Source organism: Tepidicella xavieri, from assembly GCF_004363315.1.
Classification (GTDB): Bacteria; Pseudomonadota; Gammaproteobacteria; order Burkholderiales; family Burkholderiaceae_C; genus Tepidicella; species Tepidicella xavieri.
In genome coordinates this window covers 1-25,697 of record NZ_SNYL01000005.1, presented here as the reverse complement: position 1 = coordinate 25,697, position 25,697 = coordinate 1, and the positions used below count along the sequence as shown (strand labels likewise).

Here is a 25,697-nt window from a genome sequence, read left to right as displayed (position 1 = left end):
CGGGCATGGCAGACATTCATCCCACCGCCTTGGTGGACCCTCGGGCCGAACTGGGTGACGCCGTCAGCGTGGGGCCCTATACCGTGATCGGCCCTCACGTCCGGGTGGGCGAGGGCACGCGCATCGCAGCGCACTGCGTCATCGAGGGGCACACCACCATCGGGCGCGACAACCACATCTACCCGTTTGTCTCGTTGGGCTTGGCCAGCCAGGACAAAAAATACCGGGGCGAGCCTTGCGAGCTCATCATTGGCGACCGCAACACCATCCGCGAATACAGCACCTACCACATCGGAACCGTGCAAGGCGGCGGCGTGACCCGGTTGGGCAACGACAACTGGATGATGGCCTACACCCACCTGGCGCATGATTGCCTGGTGGGCGACCACACCATCTTTGCCAACAATGCCCAGCTGGCCGGGCACGTGCAGGTGGGGGATTGGGTCATCTTGGGCGGGTACACCGTGGTGCACCAGTTCGTGCGCATTGGCGCCCATGCCATGACGGCCATGTGCTCTCTGCTGTTTGCCGACGTGCCCCCTTTCGTGATGGCTCAAGGCCAGCCTGCGCAGGCCCGTTCGATGAACTTCGAGGGGTTGCGCCGACGCGGTTTCGCGGCCGAGCGCGTGGCCGCCGTCAAGGCCATGCACAAAGCGCTGTACCGCGACAACCTGACTTTGGCCCAAGCCCAGCAGCGCATTGCCGAGTTGCCGCAGCGCTTCCCGCAGGCGCAGCCGGATGTGGCCCTGATGCTGGACTTCCTGCAAAGCGCTCACCCCGAGCGGGGCATCGTGCGGTGATGCCGCCGGCCTCCATGTCTGGCGCCCGGTGTGACGTGGCCATGGTGGCGGGCGAGGCCTCGGGCGACATGCTGGCCGCCCAGTTGCTGGCGGGCTTGCGGCAGCGCTGGCCCGACTGGCAAGCGGCCGGCATTGGCGGCCCACACATGCAGGCCCAAGGTTTTGACGCCTGGTGGCCCAGCGACAAGCTGGCGGTGCGCGGCTACGTCGAGGTGTTGCGGCACTACCGCGAGATCGTCGGCATCCGGCGGCAGCTGCGCGACCGGCTGCTGGCTGCCCCGCCGCGGGTGTTCGTGGGAGTGGACGCGCCGGATTTCAACCTCAGCCTCGAAGGCGATTTGCGTGCCGCCGGCGTGGCCACCGTGCACTTCGTCGCGCCCGCGGTATGGGCCTGGCGGCCTGAGCGCATCGAGGTCATTCGCCGCCACGTGGATCACGTGTTGTGCATCTTTCCTTTCGAGCCGGCCCTGTTTCAGCGTCATGGCATCGCCGCCACTTACGTGGGGCATCCGCTGGCCCCGCTGATTCCCCGCCACCCCGACCAGGCGGCCGCCCGTGCCGCGCTCGACTTGCCGGCCGACGGGCCCGTCGTGGCCGTGCTGCCCGGCAGCCGTCGGGCGGAAATCGCGCATGTGTTGCCGCGCTTCCTGGCGGCGGTGCAGCGCATGCGCCAAGCCCGGCCCGAGCTGGCCTTCGTGCTGCCGGCGGTGCCGGCTTTGCAGGCCGAGATCGAGCGCCACGTGCGCCAAGCCGCGCTCAGCGATGTGGTCCGCGTGCTGCAAGGCCAATCGCATGCCGCGCTGGCGGCGTGCGACGTGACGTTGATTGCCAGTGGCACCGCCACCCTGGAGGCGGCCCTGTTCAAGCGCCCCATGGTGATTGCCTATCACATGAACTGGCTGTCGTGGAAGCTGCACCAGCGCAAGATGCTCCAGCCCTGGGTCGGGCTGCCCAACATCCTGGCGCAAGAATTCGTGGTGCCCGAACTGCTGCAGGACGCGGCCACGCCCGCGGCTCTGGCCGAGGCCACCCTGGCCTGGCTGGCAGACGATGACGCGACCGCGCAGCGGGTGCAATCCTTGCAACAACGCTTTGCGGCTTTGCACGACACCCTCAACCGCCCCACCGCCCAACTGGCCACCGATGCGATTGCCCAAGTCCTTGGCTGAGCGCCCCATGTTCGTTCAGCAGCCGCTCGACTGGTTGCCCCCAGTGTGCGCCACCCTGGTGGCTGGCGTGGACGAGGCCGGCCGCGGGCCGCTGGCTGGCCCGGTGGTGGCCGCGGCCGTGATGCTCGACGACGCCCAACCCATCCCGGGGCTGGCCGATTCCAAAAAACTCAGCGCGGTCCGGCGCGAGCAGCTGTTTGACCAGATCCGGGCCCAGGCCCTGTGCTGCTGCGTGGCCCAGGCGTCGGTGGAGGAGATCGATCGCCTCAACATCCTGCAAGCCACTCTGCTGGCCATGCGTCGTGCGGTCGAGGGGCTGCGTCTGAAGCCGCAACTGGTGCTGGTCGATGGCAACCGGCTGCCCGTCCTGCCCATGAGGGCGGAGGCCATCGTGCAAGGCGATGCCCGGGTGCAGGCGATTTCGGCCGCGTCCATTCTGGCCAAAGTGACGCGCGATCGGCTCATGGACGAACTGCACGCGCAATATCCCGACTATGGCTTCGACCGACACAAAGGCTACGGCACCGCCCAGCACCTGGCGGCCTTGCACCGCTGGGGGCCTTGTCCTGCCCACCGCCGCAGCTTTGCGCCAGTGACCCAAGCCGCCGCAGCCGCGACGCCCGAGCCTGCCGCCGGATGGGCTGCTGGCGCGGCATGATTATTCCTTGCCGCCATGCGCGAAGACTTCATTGCCTCCCGTGACAACCCCTGGACCCGGCAGTGCCGGGCACTGGCCCAAGACAGCACCGCGTACCGTAAGACCGGCCAAGTGTGGTTGGAGGGGGACCATTTGTGCCGTGCCTTGTTGACCCGCGGGCAGCAGCCCGAGGCGGTGGTGCTGACAGAAGGCCACCAGTCCCTGGCCGAAGGTTGGGCGCTGGCCCCTGGCGTGCGCCGCGTCGTGGTGCCTGCGCGCCTGATGGCCTGGATCAGCGGGTTGGAATCCCCGCCGCTCGTGGCCTGTCTGTACCGCCTGCCCGCCACGCGGAGCGTGCAGCCCGACTTGCCCACCGTGGTGCTGGATCGCGTGCAAGATCCCGGCAATGTGGGCTCCATTTTGCGCAGTGCCGCGGCTTTCGGTTTTCGGCAGGTGCTGGCCTTGCGCGGCACGGCGGCCCTGTGGGCCCCCAAAGTCCTGCGTGCGGGCATGGGGGCGCATTTCGCGCTGCATCTGGTCGAAGGCGTGGATGTGGCTGCGCTGGATGACCTGCAAGTGCCCCTGCTGGCCACCAGCTCCCACCAAGGGCAATGGCTGCATCAGGCCCCGTTGCCCTGGCCCTGTGCCTGGCTCATGGGGCACGAAGGGCAGGGTGTGGCCGAGGCATTGATGGCGCGTGCGCATGGTCTGATTCGCATCGTCCAGCCAGGCGGGGAGGAGTCGCTCAACGTGGCCGCCGCTGCCGCCATTTGCCTGCACGCCAGTGCCGTCAGCGCCTTCGGCGCCCCGGAAAACGCCTCCCGTCCTTGACCGGGGTGGGTGGGCGGCTGTGGCGAAAATCCAGTATATAATGCCAGCTTCCGTTCAGGGTGATTAGCTCAGCGGTAGAGCACTGCCTTCACACGGCAGGGGTCACATGTTCGATCCATGTATCACCCACCACATTCATCACCTGCAAGTCAGCCGGCTTGCAGGTTTTTTGCTTTCAGGGGCCGAAGCATCGGCGAGTGGTCTGATTGCAATTGCCTGGTCGTGTGTGAATGCCCTGCGGCGATGGATGATCGTCCGGGTCGAGGGGCTGGGGCGCCTGGGGTGAGGGTGCCTCGGCTATAATGCGAAGGTTTACCCTAACCAAACGCATCTGCCGCTGGCCTCAGGCCGGTTCCCCGTTGAAACCCCCTTTTCTGTCTGGGGGCAGGTGCGTCCACAACTGGAGTGCACCCGTGTTTCCCGTCTTTGCAAAAGCCATCCTCGCTCTCGCAGACGGCACGGTCTTTACCGGTGTGTCCATCGGCGCCGCGGGTCAGACCGTCGGCGAGGTGGTGTTCAATACCGCCATCACCGGTTACCAGGAAATCCTCACCGACCCCAGTTACCGTCAGCAGATCGTGACCCTCACGTATCCGCACATCGGCAACTACGGCGTCAATGACGAGGACGTGGAGGCCGATGCCGTCCACGCCGCTGGCCTGATCATCAAAGACCTGCCTCTGATCGCCTCCAACTTCCGTGCCCAGATGACGCTGAGCGAATACCTCCAGCGCGAAGGCACGGTGGCCATTGCCGGCATCGATACCCGCAAGCTCACCCGGCTGCTGCGCGAGAAGGGTTCGCAAAACGGCGCCATCGTCGCCCTGCCGTTGGGGCAGGCGGTCACGGAGGCGGTCAAGGCGCAGGCGCTGCAAGCCGCGCGCAATGCTCCCAGCATGGCCGGACAGGACTTGGCCAAGGTCGTCAGCACGCGCCAGCCCTATGTCTGGACGCAAACCGAGTGGAAACTGGCCCGCGAAGACGGCACTCCTGGCTATGGCGAGCAGACCGCGCCGCGTTTTCATGTGGTGGCCTACGACTTCGGGGTGAAGAAAAACATCTTGCGCATGCTGGCCGAGCGGGGCTGCAAAGTCACGGTGGTGCCGGCGCAGACACCCGCCGCCGAGGCGCTGGCCTATGAGCCGGATGGCATTTTCCTGTCCAACGGGCCGGGCGATCCGCAGCCTTGCGATTACGCGATTGCCGCCGCCCGCGCGCTGATCGAAAGTGGCAAGCCGGTGTTCGGCATTTGCCTGGGGCACCAGATCATGGCGCTGGCCAGTGGCGCCAAAACCTTCAAGATGGCTCATGGCCACCATGGGGCCAACCACCCGGTCAAAGACCTGGACACGGGGCGGGTGAGCATCACCAGCCAGAACCACGGCTTTGCGGTGGACATGGCATCGCTGCCCGCGAATCTGCGTCCCACGCACGTCAGCCTGTTCGACGGCACTTTGCAGGGGTTGGAGCGCACCGATCGCCCGGCGTTTTGCTTTCAGGGGCACCCGGAGGCGTCGCCCGGGCCGCACGACATCGCCTATCTGTTCGACCGTTTCATCGCCTTGATGGAAGGTAAACACTAATGCCTAAGCGTACTGACATCAAGAGCATCCTCATCATCGGCGCCGGGCCCATCGTCATCGGCCAGGCGTGCGAGTTCGACTATTCCGGCGTGCAGGCCTGCAAGGCCCTGCGCGAAGAGGGCTACAAGGTCATTCTGATCAACAGCAACCCGGCGACGATCATGACCGACCCGGCCACCGCCGATGTGACCTACATCGAGCCCATCACCTGGCAGACGGTGGAAAAAATCATTGCCAAGGAACGGCCCGACGCCATCCTGCCGACCATGGGCGGCCAGACGGCCCTGAACTGCGCCCTCGATCTGTGGCGCAACGGCGTGCTGCACAAATACAAGTGCGAACTCATCGGCGCCACGCCCGAGGCGATCGACAAGGCCGAGGACCGGCAAAAGTTCAAAGAGGCCATGACCCGCATTGGTCTGGGCTCGGCCCGATCGGGCATTGCCCACAGCATGGAAGAGGCCTGGGCGGTGCAGAAGCACGTGGGTTTTCCCACGGTGATCCGCCCCAGCTTCACGCTGGGCGGCACGGGCGGCGGCATTGCCTATAACCCGGAGGAGTTCGAGACCATCTGCAAGCGCGGTCTGGAGGCCTCGCCCACCAACGAGCTGCTGATCGAAGAATCGCTCGTGGGCTGGAAAGAGTTCGAGATGGAGGTGGTGCGCGACCGCAAGGACAACTGCATCATCGTCTGCTCGATCGAAAACCTCGACCCCATGGGCGTGCACACCGGCGACTCCATCACCGTGGCGCCGGCGCAGACGCTGACCGACAAGGAATACCAGATCATGCGCAACGCCAGCTTGGCCGTGCTGCGCGAGATCGGGGTGGACACCGGCGGCTCCAACGTGCAGTTCGCGATCAACCCGAAAGACGGGCGCATGATCGTCATCGAGATGAACCCGCGTGTGAGCCGCTCTTCGGCGCTGGCCTCCAAGGCCACGGGCTTTCCCATCGCCAAGGTGGCGGCCAAGCTGGCCGTGGGCTACACGCTCGATGAGCTCAAGAACGAGATCACCGGCGGGGCCACGCCGGCCAGCTTCGAGCCCAGCATCGACTACGTCGTCACCAAGATTCCGCGCTTCGCGTTCGAGAAGTTCCCCGCTGCCGACAACCGGCTGACCACGCAGATGAAGTCCGTCGGCGAAGTCATGGCCATGGGGCGCACCTTCCAGGAAAGCTTCCAGAAGGCGCTGCGCGGGCTGGAAGTCGGCGTCGATGGCATGAACGAGAAAACCCAGGACCGCGAGACCCTGGAGCGCGAGCTGGGTGAGCCGGGCCCCGAGCGCATCTGGTACGTGGGCGACGCCTTTGCCGCGGGCTGGACGGTCGATGAGGTGCATCATTTCACCAAGATCGACAAGTGGTTCTTGGTGCAGATCGAAGACATCGTCAAGATCGAGTTGGAACTGGACAAGCTCACTGCGGACAAAGCGCCCCAGGGTGGCGACGCGGCCCTGTTGGCGCTCAGCGCCGAAGAACTGCGCACCCTCAAGCGCAAGGGCTTTTCCGACCGGCGCCTGGCCAAGCTGCTCAAAACCACGGAGCAGGCCGTGCGCCAGCGCCGCCACGCCTTGGGCGTGCGACCGGTGTACAAACGGGTGGACACGTGCGCGGCCGAATTCGCCACCCACACCGCCTACATGTACTCCACCTACGAGGAGGAGTGCGAGGCCCAGCCGTCCGACCGGCAAAAGATCATGGTCCTCGGCGGCGGCCCCAACCGCATTGGCCAAGGCATCGAATTCGACTACTGCTGCGTGCATGCGGCCCTGGCCATGCGCGAGGACGGCTTCGAGACCATCATGGTCAACTGCAACCCCGAGACGGTCTCCACCGACTACGACACCTCCGACCGCCTATACTTCGAGCCTCTGACGCTGGAGGACGTGCTGGAAATCGTCGCGGTGGAAAAACCGCTGGGCGTGATCGTGCAATACGGCGGCCAGACGCCGCTGAAGCTGGCGTTGGGTTTGGAGGCCAACGGCGTGCCCATCATCGGCACCAGCCCCGACATGATCGATGCCGCCGAAGACCGCGAGCGCTTCCAAAAACTGCTGCACGAACTGGGGCTGCGCCAGCCGCCCAATGCCACCGCCCGCACCGAAGCCGAGGCCATGGACAAAGCCGCCGAGCTGGGCTACCCGCTGGTGGTGCGGCCCAGCTATGTGTTGGGCGGCCGCGCCATGGAAATCGTGCATGAGCCGCGCGACTTGGAGCGCTACATGCGCGAAGCCGTGAAGGTGAGCAACGACTCGCCGGTGCTGCTGGATCGCTTCCTCAATGACGCCATCGAATGCGACGTCGATTGCATCCGCGATGCCGCCGGTCAAGTGCTCATTGGCGGCGTCATGGAACACATCGAGCAGGCCGGCGTGCACTCGGGCGATTCGGCGTGCTCCCTGCCGCCGTACTACCTCGGCCAAGCCACGGTGGATGAACTCAAGCGGCAGGCCGCCGCCATGGCCCAGGCACTCAATGTGGTGGGGCTGATGAACGTGCAGTTCGCCATCCAGGAGGTGGAGGAGGACGGCGTCAAGAAAGACGTCATCTACGTGCTGGAGGTCAACCCCCGCGCCAGCCGCACCGTGCCCTTCGTGTCCAAGGCCACCGGCATCCAGCTGGCCAAGGTGGCCGCCCGCTGCATGGCGGGCCAGACGCTGGCGCAGCAGGGCATCACCCGCGAAGTCACGCCACCGTATTTCAGCGTGAAGGAGGCGGTGTTCCCCTTCGTCAAGTTCCCGGGTGTGGACACCATCCTGGGGCCCGAGATGAAGTCCACCGGCGAAGTGATGGGCGTGGGCCGCACCTTCGGCGAGGCGTTTGTCAAGAGCCAACTGGGCGCGGGCACCCGCCTGCCGCGCCCGAGCGACCCGGTGAAAAAAGTGTTTCTCTCGGTCAAGCCATCCGACAAAGCCCGTGCGGTGGTCGTGGCCCGCGATTTGGTGGCCATGGGCTTCGACCTGGTGGCCACCCGTGGCACCGCCGCGGCCATCGAAGCCGCTGGCGTGCCCTGTGAAGTGGTCAACAAAGTGGCCGAGGGGCGCCCCAACATCGTGGACATGATCAAGAACGGCGAGATTGCCATGGTCATCAACACGGTGGAAGAGCGCCGCAACGCCATTGCCGACTCGCGTTACATCCGCACCTCGGCGCTGCTCAACCGCGTGACGACCTTCACCACCATTTCGGGCGCCGAGGCCGCGGTCGAGGGCATGAAATGCCTCGATCAGCTGGGCGTGATGTCGGTGCAAGAGATGCACGCCGAACTGCTCGCCTGAAGCGGATTTCAATCGGGGCTTTCCCCGGTCTGCGACGCAGACAGGGGTGGCCTCGATTGAGGCATAATCACCCACAGACGCCGCCGATTGGGAACGATCGGCGGTTTGCTTTTGGAGAAGGACAAATGCCCACCATTCCCGTGACCAAGCGCGGTGCCGACAAACTGAAGGAGGAACTGCACCGTCTCAAAACCGTCGATCGCCCGGCCGTCATCAACGCGATTGCCGAAGCCCGCGCGCAAGGCGACCTGAGCGAAAACGCCGACTACGACGCCGCCAAGGAACGCCAGGGCTTCATCGAGGGCCGCATCGCTGAGATCGAGAGCAAGCTCTCGGTGGCCCAGATCATCGACCCGGCCGAGGTGGATGCCGGTGGCAAGGTGGTGTTTGGCGCCACGGTCGAGCTGGAGGAAGAAACCACCGGCGAAAGCGTGACTTACCAGATCGTGGGCGAGGACGAGGCCGATCTCAAGCTGGGCCTGATCAACATTTCCAGCCCGATTGCCCGTGCCCTGATCGGCAAGGAAGAGGGTGACGTGGCCGAAGTGCAGGCTCCGGGCGGGGTCAAGCGCTTCGAGATCGTGGCCGTGCGCTACGAGTGAGCCGGGCTGGGCGATGCAGGCGTTTTTCGAGCGCTGGCCGCTGTTCTTGGCCGCCCTGTGGTGGGGCGGCATGAGCGCGCTGAGCTTTTTGGCCGTTCCCATGGCGTTTGGGGTGATCGGCAACCCGGCGCTGGCCGGGCCGTATGCGGCCAAGCTGTTTCAGGTGCAGGCCTGGGCCACCGTGGTGCTGGCGCTGAGTCTGCTGATGTGGGGGCGCTTGCAGCGCCTCAAAAGCGCCGAAGTCACGGCCCGTTGGGCGTTGCTGCCTTGGCTGTTGCTGGCCGCGCTCGCGGCCATGGTGCAGGAGCACGGGGTGGCAGAGCGCATCCTCACCGCGCGCAGCACGGGGGCCGATCTGCGCCTGTGGCACAGCCTGGGTAGCCTGCTGGTGCTGCTGCAGTGGGTGTGCGCCCTGCGGGTGCTGTGGTGGTTTGCCCGCCGCACCGAGCCGCCGGCCGCCTGAGCGGCGGGACTGGCCACGTTCAGCCAGTCACCCGCTCGGCGGACTCCACGGTATTGACCAGCAGCATGGTGATGGTCATGGGGCCGACGCCACCCGGCACCGGCGTGATCCAGCCGGCCACCTGCTTGACGCCCTCGAAGTCCACATCGCCGCAGAGCTTGCCAGCCTCATTGCGGTTCATGCCCACGTCGATGACCACCGCGCCTGGCTTGACCATGTCGGCCGTCAGGACGTTGCGCTTGCCCACGGCAGCGACGATGACGTCGGCTTGCAGGGTCAGGGCTTTGAGGTTGGCCGTGCGCGAGTGGCAGATGGTGACGGTGGCGTCTTTGTGCAGCAGCATCAGCGCCATGGGCTTGCCCACGATGTTGCTGCGGCCAATGACCGTGGCGTGCTTGCCACGCAGGTCGTAGCCGATGTGCTCCAGCATCTTCATGCACCCGTGGGGCGTGCAGGGCCAAAAGCCCGGCTGGCCCACCATCAGCGCGCCGGCGCTGGCCACGTGAAAGCCGTCCACGTCTTTCGCGGGGCTGATGGCCTCGATGACTTTGTGCGCGTCGATGTGGGGCGGCAGGGGCAGCTGCACCAGAATGCCGTGGATGCTCGGGTCTTGATTGAGGGCGGCGATGCGTTGCAGCAAAGCGGCTTCGGTGTAGCTGGCCGCGTAGCGTTCCAGCACGGAGTGCATGCCGATGTCTTCGCACGCTTTGACCTTGTTGCGCACATAGACTTGGCTGGCCGGGTCGTCGCCCACCAGGATGACGGCCAGACCGGGCGTGACGCCGCGCACCTTGAGGGCCGAGACACGTTGGGAAAGTTCGGTGCGCAGTTGGCGCGACAGCGCGTTGCCGTCGATGAGTTGGGCGGACATGGCGTAGAAACGGAGCGTCGGGGTAGGGGTCAGGCTTTGGCCGTGGGGGCCAGGGCGATCTTGAGCAGATCGGCCACGGTGTTGGCCCCCAGTTTTTCCATGATGTTGGCGCGGTGGGCTTCCACCGTTTTGATGCTGATGCCCAGGTCGTCGGCGATTTGCTTGTTCAGCCGGCCAGCGACGATGCGCTCCAGCACTTGGGATTCACGGGTGGTGAGCTTGCTCAGCAGCGCCTCACGGGTGGCAGCTTGCTGGTGTTCGGCAAAGACTTCACGCGCGGTTTCGAGCATACGCTCGACGAGTTGAACGAGCTGCTCTTCCTTGAAGGGCTTCTGGATGAAGTCCAACGCCCCTTTCTTCATGGAGGCCACCGCCATGGGCACATCGCCGTGGCCGGTGATGAAGACGATGGGCAGTGGGGAGTGGCGCTCGATGAGCCGGTCTTGCAGATCCATGCCGCTCATGCCGCCCATGCGGATGTCGGCAATCAGGCAGGCCACCTCCCGCGGGTCGTAGCGGCTGAGGAAGGCTTCGGCCGATTCGAAGCATCGCACCCGGTAGTCCTTGCCTTCGAGGAGCCATTGCAGCGAGTCCCGCACTGCCTCGTCGTCATCCACCACATAAACCGTGCCACGTTTCGGAATCAGGCTCATCTCACTCTTTCTCGTTGTCTGGCCCCAGGGCAGGGGCCTACGGGTTGTCACGTATTGACCACGGTGCTCACGGGAATCCAGAAACTGAATTCGCATCCCGTGATTTCGGTCCCATTGTAGAGGTTTCGCGCCTGCAGCCTGCCGTGATGGGATTCGACGATGGATCGACACAGCTTCAGGCCGATGCCCATGCCCTCGGCCTTGGTGCTGTAGAACGCTTCGTAGATGCGCTCGAGCTTTTCCGGGGGGATGCCCAGCCCCGTGTCCTTCACGGTGAATTCGACGGCGTCGTTGCCTTCGATTTTGCGGGGGGTCACCGTCAGTTCGACATGGCGCTGGGTGGAGGGGCGCTGTGCCTGCACGATGGCTTCGCCCGCGTTTTTGAGGAGGTTGATGAGCACCTGCTCGATGAGGATGGGATCCACCATCAGCTTGGGCAGGCGCGCGGCCACGTAGGTGTTGAGGCGGATCATGTGGCGGCGCAGTTCGATGTCGGCCAGTTCGGTGGCGTTGTTGACCATCTGCGCCACGTCCGACAGCGTGGGGTTGGGCTCGCTGCGTTTGACGAAGGCCCGGATGCGCTGGATGATCTGGCCGGCGCGTTGGGCCTGTCGAGCGGTTTTTTCCAGCGCACCAAGCAGTTCTTCTGGCGTGATCTGCTGGCGCTTGAGGCGCGAGATCATGCCGCTGCTGTAGTTGCTGATCGCTGTCAGCGGCTGGTTGAGTTCGTGCGCCACGCTGGAGGCCATTTCTCCCATGGTGATGAGCCGGCTGGCGGCTTCGGCGCGTTCCTGTTGCAGGGCGGCTTGTTCTTCGGCCTGGCGCCGCACGGTGATGTCGGTGGCAATCACCATCTGCGCCAGGCGTCCGTCCACCCAGGTCAGGTAGCGGGTGCGCACCTCCAGCCATTTGTGGAGTTCGGGCACATACACTTCGGCGCTGTCGGCGGCGGCTTCGAACAAAGCATCGGTGGGCAGGCCCGCCAATACGTCCACCTGGTCCTGGTTATCGGTGCTCAGTGGGCTGGCCGGTAGGGAGGACGACAATTCCACCAGCTTGCGGTGGCCGCGCCCGCTGCTGCCGAACCAAGTCTGGTACATCCGGTTGGCAAACAGCAGTTCCGCGCTGCTCAAGGGGGCCACGGAAATCGCTTCGTCCAGGCTGTCGAGCACGGTGGTGAAACGTTCGTAGGAGGCGGTCAGTTCCTCGCGGATGCGCTTGGGCTCGGTGATGTCGGTCATCGAGGTCATCCAGCCGGTTTGCTTGCCTTGACCGTCGATCAGCGGCGAGACATACATCCGCGCATAGAAGATGCTGCCGTTTTTGCGCTTGACGGGCACCTCGAATCCGCCCGGCGTGGTGCGTCCGTGCAGTTCGTCCTCCAGTCGGGCGGAAAGGGTGTCGATGTCGGATTCGGGCCAGTAAGGGAAGGGGGCCACGGCGCCGATCAGATCTTCCTCGGTCCAGCCGGTCATCGAGCAAAAAGCAGGATTGACATAGGTGATGCGGCCTTGCATGTCGAGGGCGCGCATGCCCGTCAGCATGGAGTTCTCCATGGCGCGACGAAAGTTGGTCTCCACCTGGAGGGCGCGTTGCGCCTGCAGGCGCCGCCGGCTGTGCCGAAGATTGGCCAGCAGCATCCACACCGTCAGCGCGCTCAGGGCCCCCACCACCCAGAAGAAGGCTTCGCCCATGCTGTCGCGGCTGGTGCGGTAGCCCACGGCCTGAATGATGAGGCTGTTGCCGATGGGGGCCACGGGCATGGCGTAGCGATGCGGCTTGGCGGCCCATGGCAAGCGGCGCAGGCCGGTGGCCTGGGGGACGTGAACCGAGCCGGCCAGCACCTGCTGCTGCTCGTCCAGCAATGCCACGGCATAACGTGCCATCACCTCCGTCGGCACGCCAAAGCGCAGCAGCCCATCGATCGAATATTCGGCCATCACCGCGCCACTGAAGCGGCCTTGTTCATTGAGCGGCACCAACAACACGACGGTTTTTTCCCGGCCGTCGATGGATTGCGGGCGGCTGTACAGCGGCTGGCGCAGGTCGCGGACCAGCTCGAACAGGCCGTCGGCGGTATCGGCCGGCAGGGTCTGGCCGCTGGGGCGGTTCAGCGCCTCGGGCGCGCTGGGCGAGGCGTAGGCGGTGACGACTTCCCGGCGGGCGTTGAGCCAGGTGATGGCCAGCAACTCCGGGTATTGCACGACCAGGGTTTCGGCCTGGAAATTGAACTCCATCTCCTCGATGTCGAGGTTGGAGATGTCGCGCGCGATGCGCATCAGTTGTTCCTGCCGCTCGATCAGGCGCAGACGCAGGCGCTGCTGGGCGTATTCCACGTCGCGGGTCACGGCCTCTTGTTCGCGGTCGGCTTCCTCCAGGGTGAAGTAGGTCAACGCGGCGACGATGGCGGCCAGAAACAGCAACACCGACAGCAGCGGCCCGATGCTGACGAGCCGGTCCTGGCGGCTCGGGCTCAAACCGCGCCACCAGCGTCGCCACCATTGCAAGGGCGTCACAAAGCCGCGACGAGGCGCGGAAGAAGAGGGGGCATTCATGCTTGCAAGTCTATGGGATAACCCTGATTTTTCGCCTCTCTTTTATTTCATATTAAGAAATTAAAAACTGTATGTTGAAAATGAGGAATTTCTGTGCGAAACTTGCTGACACAGCGGCGCAGTCGCTTTAACCTTCGTTCCACCATCGAGGAGACATCGCATGTCCATGCAGCCCACTGTCAACAACGTGCTCAGCGCGCCCGACATCGACCATCAGGAAACCCGTGAGTGGCTGGATGCCCTCATTGCGGTGATCGAAAAAGAAGGGCCGCAACGGGCCCATTACCTGCTCGAACAGTTGCTGGAAGAAGCCCGCGAGCACAGCATCGACATGCCGTTTTCCGCCACCACGGGCTACGTGAACACGCTGGAGCCCGATGAGGAGGAGCGCAGCCCCGGCAACCTGGAAATCGAAGGCCGCCTGCGCGCCTACATGCGCTGGAACGCGATGGCCATGGTGGTCAAGGCCAACCGGCTCAACCCGCCCGACGGTGGCGACCTGGGCGGGCACATCAGCTCCTTCCAGTCGCTGGCGCACATGTTTGCCTGTGGCTTCAACCACTTTTGGCACGCCGACGACACCGACCAGGGCGGCACGCATGGCGGGGACTTGATCTACATCCAAGGCCACAGTGCTCCGGGCATCTACGCCCGCGCCTTTCTAGAAGGGCGGCTGAGCGAGGAGCAGTTGCTCCACTTCCGCCAGGAGGTGGACGGCAAGGGCTTGTCCAGCTATCCGCACCCCAAGCTGATGCCGGAGTTCTGGCAGTTCCCCACCGTGTCGATGGGGCTGGGGCCGCTGATGGCCATCTATCAGGCGCGCTTTCTGAAGTATCTGCACGCGCGTGGGATCGCCGACACCAGCCAGCGCAAGGTGTGGGTGTTCTGCGGCGACGGCGAGATGGACGAGCCTGAGAGCCTGGGTGCCATCGGCCTGGCGGCGCGAGAGGGGTTGGACAACCTGATCTTCGTCGTCAACTGCAACCTGCAGCGGCTCGACGGCCCGGTGCGCGGCAACGGCAAGATCATCCAGGAACTGGAGGGCGAGTTCCGCGGTTCCGGCTGGAACGTGATCAAACTGCTGTGGGGCAGCAACTGGGACCCGCTGCTGGCCCGTGACAAGGACGGCGCTCTGCGCAAGATCATGCTCGACACGCTCGATGGCGACTATCAGGCGTTCAAAGCCAACGATGGCGCTTTCGTGCGCAAGCATTTCTTTGGCCGCGACCCCAAAGCCCTGGAACTGGTGGCCAAGATGAGCGACGAGGACATCTGGGCGCTGCGCCGCGGTGGCCACGATGCGCAGAAGGTGTATGCCGCCTTCCACCGCGCGCACCACAACACCACCGGCCAGCCGACGGTGCTGCTGGTCAAGACGGTCAAGGGCTATGGCATGGGCCGCGCGGGCGAAGGCAAGAACACCGCGCACCAGACCAAAAAGCTCTCCGACGAGGACATCCGCTACTTCCGCGACCGCTTCAACATCCCCATCCCCGACAGCGAGCTGCCGAAGATCCCGTTCTATAAGCCGGCCGATGACACGCCGGAGATGAAGTACCTGCACGAGCGGCGCAAGGCGTTGGGTGGCTATTTGCCCAAGCGCCGGGTCAAGAGCGACGAGCAGTTCACCGTGCCGTCGCTGGAAACGTTCAAGGCCGTGCTGGAGCCGACGCCCGAAGGGCGCGAAATCTCCACCACCCAGGCTTATGTGCGCTTCCTGACGCAACTGCTGCGCGACCAGGCCCTGGGCCCGCGCGTCGTGCCCATCCTGGTGGACGAGGCCCGCACCTTCGGCATGGAGGGACTGTTCCGCCAGATCGGCATCTACAACCCGAAAGGCCAGCTCTATACCCCGGTGGACAAAGACCAGGTGATGTACTACCGCGAGGACAAGGCCGGCCAGATTCTGCAAGAGGGCATCAACGAGGCGGGCGGCATGGCCAGTTGGATCGCGGCGGCCACGTCGTACAGCACCAACAACCGCATCATGGTGCCGTTCTACATCTACTACTCGATGTTCGGCTTCCAGCGCATCGGGGATTTGGCCTGGGCGGCGGGCGACATGCAGGCGCGCGGCTTTTTGCTGGGCGGCACGAGTGGCCGCACCACGCTCAACGGCGAGGGGCTGCAGCACGAGGACGGCCACAGCCACATCCTGGCGGGCACCATTCCCAACTGCATCAGCTACGACCCCACCTTCGCGCACGAGGTGGCGGTCATCATCCACCATGGCTTGAAGCGCATGGTGGAAAAGCAGGACAACGTCTTCTTCTACATCACCCTGCTCAACGAGAACTACGCCATGCCGGGCCTGACCCCGGGCACGGAGGAGCAGATCATCAAAGGGATGTACCTGTTCAAGGAAGGCGCGAAGCTCACGCCGCGGGTGCAGTTGCTCGGCTCCGGCTCCATCCTGCGCGAAAGCCTGTTTGCGCAGGAACTGCTGGAGAAAGACTGGGGCGTGGCCGCCAATGTGTGGAGCTGCCCGAGCTTCAACGAGCTGGCCCGCGAGGGGCAGGACTGTGAGCGCTGGAACCTGCTGCACCCGACCGAGCCGCCGCGTGTGCCCTTCGTCACCCAGCAGTTGGACAAGCACGCCGGCCCTGTGGTGGCCTCGACCGACTACATGAAGGCCTATGCCGATCAGATTCGCGCCTTCATCCCCAAGGGGCGCAGCTACAAGGTGTTGGGCACCGACGGTTTTGGCCGCAGCGACTTCCGCAGCAAGTTGCGCCAGCACTTCGAGGTCAACCGCCACTACATTGTGGTCGCCGCGCTCAAGGCCCTGGCCGAAGAAGGCACCGTGCCGGTGGCCAAGGTGGCCGAGGCCATCGCCAAGTACGGCATCGACACCGAAAAGCTCAACCCCTTGTACGCCTGATGGCCTGGAGACGATAAATGGCATTGATCGATGTGAAGGTCCCGGACATCGGGGATTTCAAAGACGTGGCGGTGATCGAGTTGCTGGTCAAGCCCGGCGACCGGGTGGCGGTGGATCAGTCGCTGATCACGGTGGAAAGCGACAAGGCGTCGATGGAGATTCCCTCCAGCCATGCCGGCGTGGTCAAGGAGTTGAAAGTGCAACTCGGCGACAAGGTCAGCGAGGGTTCGGTGGTGCTGACGCTGGAGGCCGAAGGTGCCGCCACAGCAGCTGCCCCCGAGCCCGCTCCCGCGCCGGTGGCGGCCCCCGTCGTGGCCGAACCGGTGGCCGCTGCGGTGCCTGCTCCTGCGCCTGCGCCCACACCGGCTGAAGCGCCGGTACCCATGGTGGCGCCTGCCGCTGCCTCGTCGCCGGCCGCGCCGCATCAGCCCGCATCGGCCCCGGCGCTCGGTCTGCCGCATGCTTCTCCGTCGGTGCGCAAATTCGCCCGGGAACTGGGCGTGCCGCTGGCCGAGGTCAAAGGCTCGGGGCCCAAGGGGCGCATCACGCTGGAGGATGTGCAGGCCTTCACCAAAGCCGTCATGGCGGGCACCTTGCAGACGCAGGCCCAGGCCGCCCAAGCGCCGGCGCCTGCCGCCGGCACCGGCGTTGGGCTGGATCTGCTGCCCTGGCCCAAGGTGGACTTTGCCAAGTTCGGCCCCATCGAGCGCAAGGAACTGGGCCGCATCAAGAAGATCAGCGGTGCCAACCTGATGCGCAACGCCGTGATGATTCCGGCCGTCACCAACCACGACGATGCCGACATCACCGAGCTCGAAGCCTTCCGGGTGCAACTCAACAAGGAGCACGAGAAAAGCGGCATCAAGGTCACGATGCTGGCCTTCCTCATCAAAGCCTGTGTGGCCGCGCTCAAGAAATTCCCGGAGTTCAACAGCTCGCTGGACGGCGATGCGCTGATTGTCAAGCACTACTGGCACATCGGCTTTGCCGCCGACACGCCCAATGGCCTGGTGGTGCCCGTGATCAAGCATGCCGACCAGAAGGGCATCCTGCAGATCAGCCAGGAGATGGCCGAACTGGCCAAGAAGGCGCGCGAAGGCAAGCTGGGCCCCGCCGACATGAGCGGCGCGACCTTCACCATTTCCAGCCTGGGCGGCATTGGCGGGCGTTATTTCACGCCCATCATCAACGCGCCGGAGGTGGCCATTCTGGGGGTGTGCAAGAGCCAGATGGAGCCCAAGTGGGACGGCAAGCAGTTCGTGCCGCGCCTGATGTTGCCGTTGTCGCTGACGTGGGACCACCGCGTGATCGACGGCGCGGCCGCTGCGCGCTTCAACGCCTATCTGGGCCAGATTCTGGCGGACTTCCGCCGCGTGTTGCTGTGAAGGGGGCATGAACATGGCACTGATGGACATCCAGGTTCCCGACATTGGCGACTTCAAGGACGTGGCGGTCATCGAACTGCTGGTCAAGCCGGGCGACACGGTCCAGGTGGATCAGTCGCTCATCACGGTGGAGTCCGACAAGGCGTCGATGGAGATCCCGTCCAGCCACGCGGGTGTGGTGAAGGAACTCAAAGTCAAGCTGGGCGACAAGGTCAGCGAGGGGTCGGTGATTCTGTCGCTGGAAGTGGCCGGTGAGTCGGCTGCGGCGGCTCCCTCCTCGGCACCGGCCACTGCGGCCCCGGCTTCCGCGCCCGCCGTGGCTCCGGTGGCGGCCCCGGACTCGTCCGCTGCGCCCGTGGTGGCGTCCCCGATGGCGCCGGCGGCGGCCAGCTTCAGCGGCAGCGCCGACCTGGAGTGCGATGTGCTGGTGCTGGGCGGGGGGCCGGGCGGCTACTCCGCCGCTTTCCGCGCCGCCGATCTGGGCCTGAAGGTGGTGATCGTGGAGCGCTACGCCACGCTGGGCGGCGTGTGCCTGAACGTGGGCTGCATCCCCTCCAAGGCGCTGCTGCACGTGGCCGCCGTGATGGACGAGGTCAGCCACATGGCCGATCTGGGTGTCGATTTTGGCGCTCCCAGCGTCAACATCGACAAGCTGCGCGGCCACAAGGAAAAGGTCATCGGCAAGCTCACGGGCGGGCTGGCCGCCATGGCCAAGATGCGCAAGGTCACGGTGGTGCGTGGTTACGGGGCCTTCGTGGGCCCCAACCACGTCGAAGTGGAGGAAACCACCGGCACCGGCCAGGACAAGACCGGCAGCAAGACAGTGGTGGCGTTCAAGCGGTGCATCATCGCGGCGGGCTCGCAGGCCGTGCGGCTGCCGTTTCTGCCCGACGATCCGCGCATCGTGGACAGCACGGGCGCCCTGGCGCTGCCGAGCGTGCCGAAGAAAATGCTCATCATCGGCGGCGGCATCATCGGGCTGGAGATGGGCACCGTGTACTCCACGCTGGGCGCACGCCTGGACGTGGTGGAAATGATGGACGGCCTGATGCAGGGCGCCGACCGCGATCTGGTCAAGGTCTGGGAGAAGATGAACAAGGGCCGCTTCGACAACATCATGCTCAAGACCAAGACCGTGGGTGCGCAGGCCACGCCCGAAGGCATCAAGGTGCAGTTCGAGGGGCTGGATGGCACCAAGAGCGAAGGCCTGTACGACCTGGTGCTGCAAGCCGTAGGCCGCACGCCCAACGGCAAGAAGATCGCTGCGGAAAAAGCCGGCGTGGCCGTGACCGACCGGGGATTCATCGACGTCGATGTGCAGATGCGCACCAACGTGCCGCACATCTTTGCCATCGGCGACATCGTCGGCCAGCCCATGCTGGCGCACAAAGCGGTGCACGAGGCGCACGTGGCGGCCGAGGTGATCGCTGGCGAGCTGCTGGGGGATGCCACCCTGGCCCGCAGTGCGTTCAATGCGCGGGTCATTCCCAGTGTGGCCTACACCGACCCCGAGGTGGCCTGGGTGGGCCTGACCGAGGAGCAAGCCAAGGCGCAGGGCATCAAGGTCAAGAAAGGCCTGTTCCCCTGGACCGCTTCGGGCCGCGCCATTGCCAATGGCCGCGACGAAGGCTTTACCAAGCTGCTGTTCGACGATCGCCCCGAGGCACATGGCTACGGCAAGATCCTGGGCGGCGGCATCGTGGGTACCCACGCCGGCGACATGATTGGCGAGATCGCGCTGGCCATCGAGATGGGCGCCGACGCGGTGGACATCGGCAAGACCATCCACCCGCACCCCACGCTGGGCGAGAGCATCGGCATGGCGGCGGAGGTGGCGCACGGGTCTTGCACGGACTTGCCGCCGCAAAAGCGCTGACCGCCCGACGAGGGAGGGTCTGGCCCCCGGATGGGCAACGGTCCGGGGGCTTGGGGCGCTCCACTCCAGTGGGGATGGAAGCGCCTGTCTCTCAGCCCCCCGGCGTGGCGTTTAGCGCCCGTGGCTGGCGTAATTGGCCTTCATGCGCTCGGCCACATAATCGCCGGCGGTGATGGGCGGGTATTTGCCTTCGGGCGATTCGATGACCACATCGGTGTTGGCCTGGCAGAAAAAGGCGATGCTGAAGCGCGGGCCCATGTATTCCCCAGGCAGCGGGTTGCGAACCCGGTGGAAGTTGCTCAGCAGCCGGTCATCGCTCCATCGCATGAGCATGTCACCGATGTTGCAGGTGATCAGGCCTTCATCGGGGGGCACGGGCGTCCATTCGGGGGCGTCGTAATCTTTGCCCGGACAGACCTGAAGCCCGCCCTGACCTTCGCGCTGGTACAGCAGCGTCAGGCAGTTGAAATCGGTGTGCGCACCGCCCCGCACATAATCGAGGCGGTCTTGCACCGATTCGGGGATGGCGTAGTAGTGCAGCAGCCGCAAAGTGCACTGGTAGGTGTCGCTGGCGGGGTGGTGGGCCTGGGTGAAAAAGTCCCGCCCCAGGCCCAGCCGCTCGGCAAAGCAGGACAGCACCTGCATGCCCACCTGCCAACTGGCCTGCTCGAAAGCCAGCATGGTGTCCACGAAGCCGGGCAGTTCGTCCTCGGAGGGATACAGGCCGGCCATGCGCGGGCGCGTGATCTGGTAGCTTTCTTTCTGATCGGGCACCCCCGCCGAAGGGCGCACCTGCGTCAGGCTTTCCCAGCCGGCATTGCGGCGCAAGGGGTATTGGGCCTTGACGGCCTGCGGGAGGGCGAAGAAGCGCTCGCTCATGGCAAATGCGTGGCGCACTTGTGCCAAGGGAATGCCGTGGTTGCGCAGCTGGAAAAACCCCACCTCGACGGCAGCGCGCCAGAGTTGATCGGTGATTTCGGCGCGGCGGGCCTCAAAGTCCGACAGATCGATCACGGGCACGGTGCGTGCCAGCGTTTCGGTGCCGGCCTGGCCCAGCCGGGCCTCTTTGCGCAGTTCTTCAAGGGTGTAGTCGTTCGCGGCATGCATGGAAATGCTCCTGAAATGGTGGAAAGACACATCGCAAGAGCAATTTCCCGCCATCGGTACGACGGCTGAACGCTTCTACTCTCACCATAATCCTAGCAAACCCTATGCCATGGCGTAGGCTGAGGGCGCAGTGGCTGGCGTGCGGCAAGGGTTGGCACGGTTCTTGAATGGTGAGGACACGGAGTAGAAGCGTTCAGCCGCCGTCATCACGGCAGCCCGGAAATTGCTCTGAGGGCCCTGTGCAGCCTATGGGTTGCATGGGCATTCGCCGAGTGTTTTCTCTTCCGGAGCTTATCCATGCAACGCCGTCAATTCCTGTTGTCTTCCTCCCTGGCTGCAACGGCCGCCGCCCTGGCGCTGCCGGGTGTTCACGCGCATGCCAGCGGGCGCCTCACGCCCCTGAAATTCACGCTGGACTTTCGCGTGACCGGCCAGACCTCCCCCTTCTTTCTGGCGCTGCAGCGCGGCTACTACCGTGAAGAGGGACTGGACGTGAGCATCGATGTGGGCGCCGGCTCAGTGGCGTCGATCACGCGGATTGCCAGTGGCGTGTACCAGATGGGGTTGGGTGACATCAATTCACTCATTGAGTTCCAGTCCGCCAACCCACCTGTGGTGCAAGCGGTGTATCAGTATTACAACCGCGCGCCATTTGCCATCATCGGCCGCAAGGACCGCGGCATCACCCAGGACTTTGCCAGCCTCCAAGGCAAGCGGGTGGCCGCAGCGGCGGTCGAAGCCACGCGCCGGGCTTGGCCGATCGTGGCCAACCAACTGCGGGTGGGTCCGGACTTCTTCCAGTGGGTAACGACCGATTTCAGCGCGCGCGACAACGTGATGGTGCGTGGCGATGTGGACGCGGCCACTTATTTCCACGATTCGGCCGTCTCGCTCTTTGCCCGCATGAATCCCCAGTTGCTCAGCGTGCTGCGCTACACCGATGCCGGCGTCAACCTCTATGGCAATGCCATTTTGGCCAGTCAAGCCCTGCTCACACAGCAGCCGCAGGTGGTGGCCGCTTTCTTGCGGGCCACCAACCGGGCGATTGTGGATACCCTGGCCGACCCGCTGCCAGCGATTGCGGCCACACGCCAGCGCGAGCCCATTCTGGATGAGCGCATCGAACTGGAGCGCTGGCGCCTGACGGCCGAATACGTGGCCGCGCGTGACACCGCCGCGCACGGGTTGGGCGATGTGGTGCGCACCACGTTGGAACAGCAGGTGGAGCAGGTGGTGGAGATGTTCGGACTCAAGAGCCGGCCGAGTGCAGATACCTTGTTTGACCGCAGCCACTTGCCCGCTGCTGCCAGCCGCAAGGTGAGCGCATGAACGCGGTGGCGCTGCCCCCTCAAGTCCCGCTGTCTGCGGAGGATGGCCGCTATCTGCGCATGGCCATTGACATGTCCCGCGTGGCCAGAGCGCGTGGCAATCGGCCCTTTGGCGCGGTGATCGTGTCGGCTACTGGGCAGGTCTTGGCCGCCGTGGCCAATAGCAACGGCGAGACCGGGGACTGCACCGCGCATGCAGAGGTCAACGCCATCCGGGTGGTGAGCCCGCACCACAGCCGCGAAGCGCTGGCCACCGCGACGCTCTATTCATCGGCAGAGCCCTGCGTGATGTGCGCTGGCGCGATTTTCTGGAGCCATATCGGGCGCGTCGTTTTCGGCATCGATGCCCAGCGGCTGCGGGTGTTCCGTGGCGAACGTCCGGAGCAGCGTGACGCTGAACTCTCCTGCCGAGACGTGTTTGCCGCCTCCCCGCACCCGATCGAGTGCGTGGGGCCGGCGCTCATCGACGAAGCCAGCGAGCCGCACCAAGGTTTCTGGCGACGTTAGCCGCGAACCGACGATGCGCGCGCCTGCGCCCCCGGGATGCAACAAGGTTGATGCAGATCAACATACCCATTGGGGTACTTGGTCAGAATCGATCGGGTTGTATTCGTGGAGTCCCGATGTTCACGCTCCTGCGGTTTACCCTGCGCACATGCACGCGGCCTTTGCTGGCCCTGCATGTGCTGTTTTTCAGCAGCATGTCGGCCTGGGCTCAAGCCGCCGTGCCTCCGATGTGGGCCGCTCAGGTGGCCGCCGCCGAGGCCATCGCGCAGCAGCGGTGCGCCGTTTGCCATGGCGATCAAGGCCAAAGCGTGGCCCCTGACTTTCCCCGCCTGGCAGGACAGAATGCCAGCTACCTGTTCAAGCAACTCAAGGACTTTTCCGAAGGCAAGCGCAAAAGCACTGTGATGGGGGATAAAGCCCAAGCCTTGACGGCAGAGCAGATGTATGCCCTGGGCTTGTACTACCAGAGCCTCACGCCGAGCGTGACCCTGGTGACCGATGCCCAACTGGCGCAAGTGGGGCAATTCGTTTACGACCGGGGCAACCCGCATACCGCCTTGCCCGCGTGTGTGACCTGCCACGGGACCGGCGCCCGCGGCACGGCAGAACTGCCCCGCTTGGCCGGCCAGCATCCGCAGTACCTCATCAAGCAAGTGATGGCCTTCCGCAGCGGGGAGCGGGCCAACGACAACACCATCATGCATTTGGTGGCCAGCCGCGTGTCGGACATGGAGTTGCAGGCCGTCGCCACCTATCTCGGAGGGCTGAAATGAAACGCCGACGCTGGCTGAGCGCAGGGCGCTGCATCGGGGGCGTGGCCGTTGCGCTGGTCATGGCCGCCGGGGCCTGGGGCATCGACGTGGATCAGGTGCCCGCCAACAAGCGGTCTTCCTCGGGCCTGCACCTCACGGCCGTGGAAGCCGCGGCCATGAAGGCGCAATTGGGCGATCGGGTGCTGATGATCGACATCCGAAGCCGCGCCGAAGCCATGTTCGTCGGCATGGCCAGCGCCGTGGACTTTTTGGTGCCTTTGCTGGACTTCCCGGAGTTTTGGGAGTGGAGCGACCAGAACAATGAATACGTCTTGCAGGCCAATCCCCGTTTCGTCCGCGACATCGAGGAGCGCCTACAGGCCAAAGGGCTCACCAAGAACGACCCCGTGATCCTGATCTGCCGCTCTGGCGTGCGCAGCAACGCGGCCAGCGGCTTGCTGGCAGACATGGGCTTTGCCCAGGCCTATACCGTGATCGACGGCTTCGAGGGCGATGTGGCCCGAGACGGCGAGCACAAGGGGCAGAGGGTCGTCAATGGCTGGAAGAATGCGAAGCTGCCCTGGACTTACCGGCTAGAGAAGGCCAAGATGTACCTGGCCCCCCTGTGAGGCGTGGCGCGGGCCTGTTCGGCTGCTCAAGCCTCGGCCGGCTCGGCAATGCCGCCGACCACCTGGCTGAAGCCCCCGTCCACATAGGTGATTTCGGCGCTGACGCCCGCGGCCAGATCGCTCAGCAGAAAGGCGGCCACGTTGCCCACGTCATCGATGGTGACGTTGCGGCGGATGGGGGAGTTTTCCGCCACCACGCTGAGGATTTTGCCGAAGCCCTTGATGCCGCTGGCGGCCAGCGTCTTGATGGGGCCGGCGGAGATGCCGTTGACGCGCAGGCCGCGCTGCTTGCTGCCGAGGGATTCGGCCAGGTAGCGCACCGAGGCTTCCAGCGATGCTTTGGCCAGCCCCATGGTGTTGTAGTTGGGCACGGTGCGCACGGCGCCGAGGTAGGTCAGCGTCAGCAGGGAGGCGTTGTCGTTGAGGTAGGGCAGGGCCGCCTTGGCCATGGCCGGGAAGCTGTAGGCGCTGATGTCGTGAGCGATGCGGAACGCCTCGCGGCTGAGGCCATCGAGGAAATCGCCAGCAATGGCTTCGCGCGGCGCATAGCCGATGCTGTGCACGAAGCCGTCGAACGTGGGCCAATGGGCCGAGAGCTCGCGGAACAATCGCTCGATTTGCGCATCATCGCTGACATCGCATTCGAAAACGAGATTGGAGTTGAAGTCGGCGGCAAATTCGGTGATGCGGTCCTTGAAGCGCTCCCCCACGTAGCTGAAGGCCAACTCCGCGCCTTGCGCGCGGCAAGCCTTGGCAATGCCGTAGGCGATGGAGCGGTTGGACAGCACGCCGGTGATGAGCAACTTTTTGCCTGCCAGAAATCCCATGGGTCATTTCTCCTGTGAATGTCGTGCAGAATTGTCGCATGCGTTGGCTGTCATTCCTGTGGCGGATCGGGATGCTGTGCGGGCTGGCTCTGGCAGGGCCCTCGGCCTGGGCCGCGCACGCCTATGCCCAGTTCGGTGACATCAAGTACCCGCCCGGCTTTGCCCACTTCGCCTATGTCAACCCGGATGCGCCCAAGGGTGGGGAGATTTCGCTGGTCTCGCCCACCCGCATCAGCAACTTCGACAAATACAACCCCTTCACCCTGAAGGGCACCGCGCCGCCCAACATCACGGGCCTCATGTTCGAGACCTTGCTGACGGGAACCATGGACGAGCCCACCACCGCTTATGGCCTGCTGGCCGAGGACGTGAGTGTGGCGGCCGATGGCCTCTCGGTCACTTTCCGGCTCAACCCCAAGGCCCGGTTTCACAATGGTGACCCGGTGCTGGCCGAGGATGTGCGCCATTCTTTCGAGACGCTCATCAGCCCGCAGGCCGCGCCGCAGTTTCGCACTTATTTCAGCGAGGTCAAGGGCGTGCGGGTGCTGGGAGAGCGCGTCGTGCGTTTCGACTTCCATCGCGCCAATGCCGAACTCCCCCTGATCGTGGGCAGCCTGCCGGTGTTCAGCCGTCAGTGGGGGGTGGTCAATGGCCAGCGCAAGCCGTTCGACCAGATCGTGCTCGACGAGCCCATCACCTCGGGGCCTTATCGGATCGGGCGAGTGAACTTTGGGCGCGACATCACCTATGTGCGGGATCCGAACTGGTGGGCGCAAGACCTCAACGTGCGGCGGGGGATGTTCAATTTCGACCGCATCACGTTCAAGATTTACAAAGACAACACGGCACAGCTCGAAGCCTTTAACAGGCCGTTGAAAAACTCCCCTGTGGCCGGTCTTGGTACGGGTACCATGTGAGCCACGGCGACGACGACCAGACACCAGACACCGAAGATGAGAG

20 protein-coding genes, 1 tRNA gene and 1 pseudogene are annotated in these 25,697 nt (G+C 64.8%); 17 read left to right on the top strand and 5 right to left on the bottom strand.

Translation table 11 applies throughout. The annotated features are described in order from the left end of the window. Nucleotides 1-5: 5 nt before the first annotated feature. From lpxA to DFR43_RS05335, 9 genes are all read left to right on the top strand, one after another. Entirely contained in the window at nt 6-800 is a 795-nt protein-coding gene (gene lpxA, locus DFR43_RS05375; RefSeq protein WP_133596401.1) for an acyl-ACP--UDP-N-acetylglucosamine O-acyltransferase, read from the top strand. A gap of 14 nt (nt 801-814) precedes the next feature. Continuing rightward, complete coding sequence (gene lpxB / locus DFR43_RS05370; protein WP_245988842.1) at nt 815-1,969, top strand: lipid-A-disaccharide synthase; 1,155 nt, start codon at nt 815-817, stop codon at nt 1,967-1,969. Then, nucleotides 1,944-2,627, top strand: coding sequence for a ribonuclease HII (gene rnhB / locus DFR43_RS05365; RefSeq protein WP_133596399.1), 684 nt, complete (start codon nt 1,944-1,946; stop codon nt 2,625-2,627). The genes lpxB and rnhB overlap by 26 nt, the downstream gene beginning before the upstream one ends. Before the next feature lie 15 nt (nt 2,628-2,642). Continuing rightward, a complete protein-coding gene (locus DFR43_RS05360; protein ID WP_133596397.1) occupies nt 2,643-3,437 on the top strand; it encodes a TrmH family RNA methyltransferase in 795 nt (264 codons plus the stop codon). A 57-nt stretch (nt 3,438-3,494) separates the two neighbouring features. Next, nucleotides 3,495-3,569, top strand: a tRNA-Val gene (locus DFR43_RS05355). Nucleotides 3,570-3,850: 281 nt separating this feature from the next. Beyond that, nucleotides 3,851-5,020: a glutamine-hydrolyzing carbamoyl-phosphate synthase small subunit gene (carA, locus tag DFR43_RS05350; protein ID WP_245988841.1), complete on the top strand. Its 1,170-nt coding sequence runs from the start codon at nt 3,851-3,853 to the stop codon at nt 5,018-5,020. Further along, a complete protein-coding gene (gene carB, locus DFR43_RS05345) occupies nt 5,020-8,301 on the top strand; it encodes a carbamoyl-phosphate synthase large subunit (protein WP_133596393.1) in 3,282 nt (1,093 codons plus the stop codon). Before carA ends, carB begins: the two co-directional genes overlap by 1 nt. A 125-nt stretch (nt 8,302-8,426) precedes the next feature. Continuing rightward, a complete protein-coding gene (gene greA, locus DFR43_RS05340; RefSeq protein ID WP_133596391.1) occupies nt 8,427-8,903 on the top strand; it encodes a transcription elongation factor GreA in 477 nt (158 codons plus the stop codon). Nucleotides 8,904-8,916: 13 nt separating this feature from the next. After that, nucleotides 8,917-9,366: a DUF4149 domain-containing protein gene (locus DFR43_RS05335; protein ID WP_133596388.1), complete on the top strand. Its 450-nt coding sequence runs from the start codon at nt 8,917-8,919 to the stop codon at nt 9,364-9,366. 19 nt (nt 9,367-9,385) lie between these two features. On the opposite strand, the gene folD is transcribed toward DFR43_RS05335, so the two are convergent. The 3 genes from folD to DFR43_RS05320 are packed head-to-tail and all read right to left on the bottom strand — an operon-like array spanning nt 9,386 to nt 13,445. Continuing rightward, entirely contained in the window at nt 9,386-10,237 is an 852-nt protein-coding gene (gene folD / locus DFR43_RS05330) for a bifunctional methylenetetrahydrofolate dehydrogenase/methenyltetrahydrofolate cyclohydrolase FolD (protein ID WP_133596386.1), read from the bottom strand. A gap of 29 nt (nt 10,238-10,266) precedes the next feature. Next, nucleotides 10,267-10,890, bottom strand: a complete 624-nt coding sequence (locus DFR43_RS05325) for a response regulator transcription factor (RefSeq protein ID WP_133596384.1) — start codon at nt 10,888-10,890, stop codon at nt 10,267-10,269. Nucleotides 10,891-10,937: 47 nt separating this feature from the next. Beyond that, a complete protein-coding gene (locus tag DFR43_RS05320) occupies nt 10,938-13,445 on the bottom strand; it encodes a PAS domain-containing sensor histidine kinase (RefSeq protein WP_133596382.1) in 2,508 nt (835 codons plus the stop codon). A 160-nt stretch (nt 13,446-13,605) separates the two neighbouring features. Here DFR43_RS05320 and aceE point away from each other — a divergent pair, with 160 nt between their 5' ends. From aceE to lpdA, 3 genes are read left to right on the top strand one after another with little or no spacing between them, the layout of a single operon-like run. After that, nucleotides 13,606-16,326: a pyruvate dehydrogenase (acetyl-transferring), homodimeric type gene (gene aceE, locus DFR43_RS05315; RefSeq protein WP_133596380.1), complete on the top strand. Its 2,721-nt coding sequence runs from the start codon at nt 13,606-13,608 to the stop codon at nt 16,324-16,326. A gap of 17 nt (nt 16,327-16,343) precedes the next feature. Further along, on the top strand, nt 16,344-17,711 hold the full coding sequence (aceF, locus tag DFR43_RS05310; protein ID WP_133596378.1) for a dihydrolipoyllysine-residue acetyltransferase: 1,368 nt from the start codon (nt 16,344-16,346) through the stop codon (nt 17,709-17,711). A gap of 13 nt (nt 17,712-17,724) precedes the next feature. Next, nucleotides 17,725-19,587, top strand: a complete 1,863-nt coding sequence (gene lpdA / locus DFR43_RS05305) for a dihydrolipoyl dehydrogenase (RefSeq protein ID WP_133596720.1) — start codon at nt 17,725-17,727, stop codon at nt 19,585-19,587. Nucleotides 19,588-19,698: 111 nt separating this feature from the next. Here lpdA and DFR43_RS05300 read toward each other — a convergent pair whose 3' ends face one another. Further along, nucleotides 19,699-20,694, bottom strand: a complete 996-nt coding sequence (locus tag DFR43_RS05300; RefSeq protein WP_133596376.1) for an isopenicillin N synthase family dioxygenase — start codon at nt 20,692-20,694, stop codon at nt 19,699-19,701. A gap of 297 nt (nt 20,695-20,991) precedes the next feature. Here DFR43_RS05300 and DFR43_RS05295 point away from each other — a divergent pair, with 297 nt between their 5' ends. From DFR43_RS05295 to DFR43_RS05280, 4 genes are all read left to right on the top strand, one after another. Continuing rightward, nucleotides 20,992-22,023 carry an ABC transporter substrate-binding protein gene (locus tag DFR43_RS05295; protein ID WP_133596374.1) on the top strand — a complete coding sequence of 344 codons (1,032 nt, stop codon included), beginning with the start codon at nt 20,992-20,994 and terminating at the stop codon, nt 22,021-22,023. Continuing rightward, nucleotides 22,020-22,529 (top strand): nucleoside deaminase, encoded by a 510-nt coding sequence (locus DFR43_RS05290; RefSeq protein WP_133596372.1) that lies wholly within the window; start codon nt 22,020-22,022, stop codon nt 22,527-22,529. The genes DFR43_RS05295 and DFR43_RS05290 overlap by 4 nt, the downstream gene beginning before the upstream one ends. 116 nt (nt 22,530-22,645) lie before the next feature. Then, nucleotides 22,646-23,302 (top strand): c-type cytochrome, encoded by a 657-nt coding sequence (locus DFR43_RS05285; protein ID WP_164499706.1) that lies wholly within the window; start codon nt 22,646-22,648, stop codon nt 23,300-23,302. Next, nucleotides 23,299-23,910, top strand: a complete 612-nt coding sequence (locus tag DFR43_RS05280; RefSeq protein WP_133596367.1) for a rhodanese-like domain-containing protein — start codon at nt 23,299-23,301, stop codon at nt 23,908-23,910. The genes DFR43_RS05285 and DFR43_RS05280 overlap by 4 nt, the downstream gene beginning before the upstream one ends. Nucleotides 23,911-23,936: 26 nt before the next feature. On the opposite strand, the gene fabI is transcribed toward DFR43_RS05280, so the two are convergent. After that, nucleotides 23,937-24,737 (bottom strand): enoyl-ACP reductase FabI, encoded by an 801-nt coding sequence (fabI, locus tag DFR43_RS05275; protein ID WP_133596365.1) that lies wholly within the window; start codon nt 24,735-24,737, stop codon nt 23,937-23,939. Between the two features lie 71 nt (nt 24,738-24,808). Here fabI and DFR43_RS05270 point away from each other — a divergent pair. After that, nucleotides 24,809-25,597 (top strand): annotated as a pseudogene (locus DFR43_RS05270) (ABC transporter substrate-binding protein); the annotation flags it as partial. Nucleotides 25,598-25,697 lie beyond the last annotated feature (100 nt).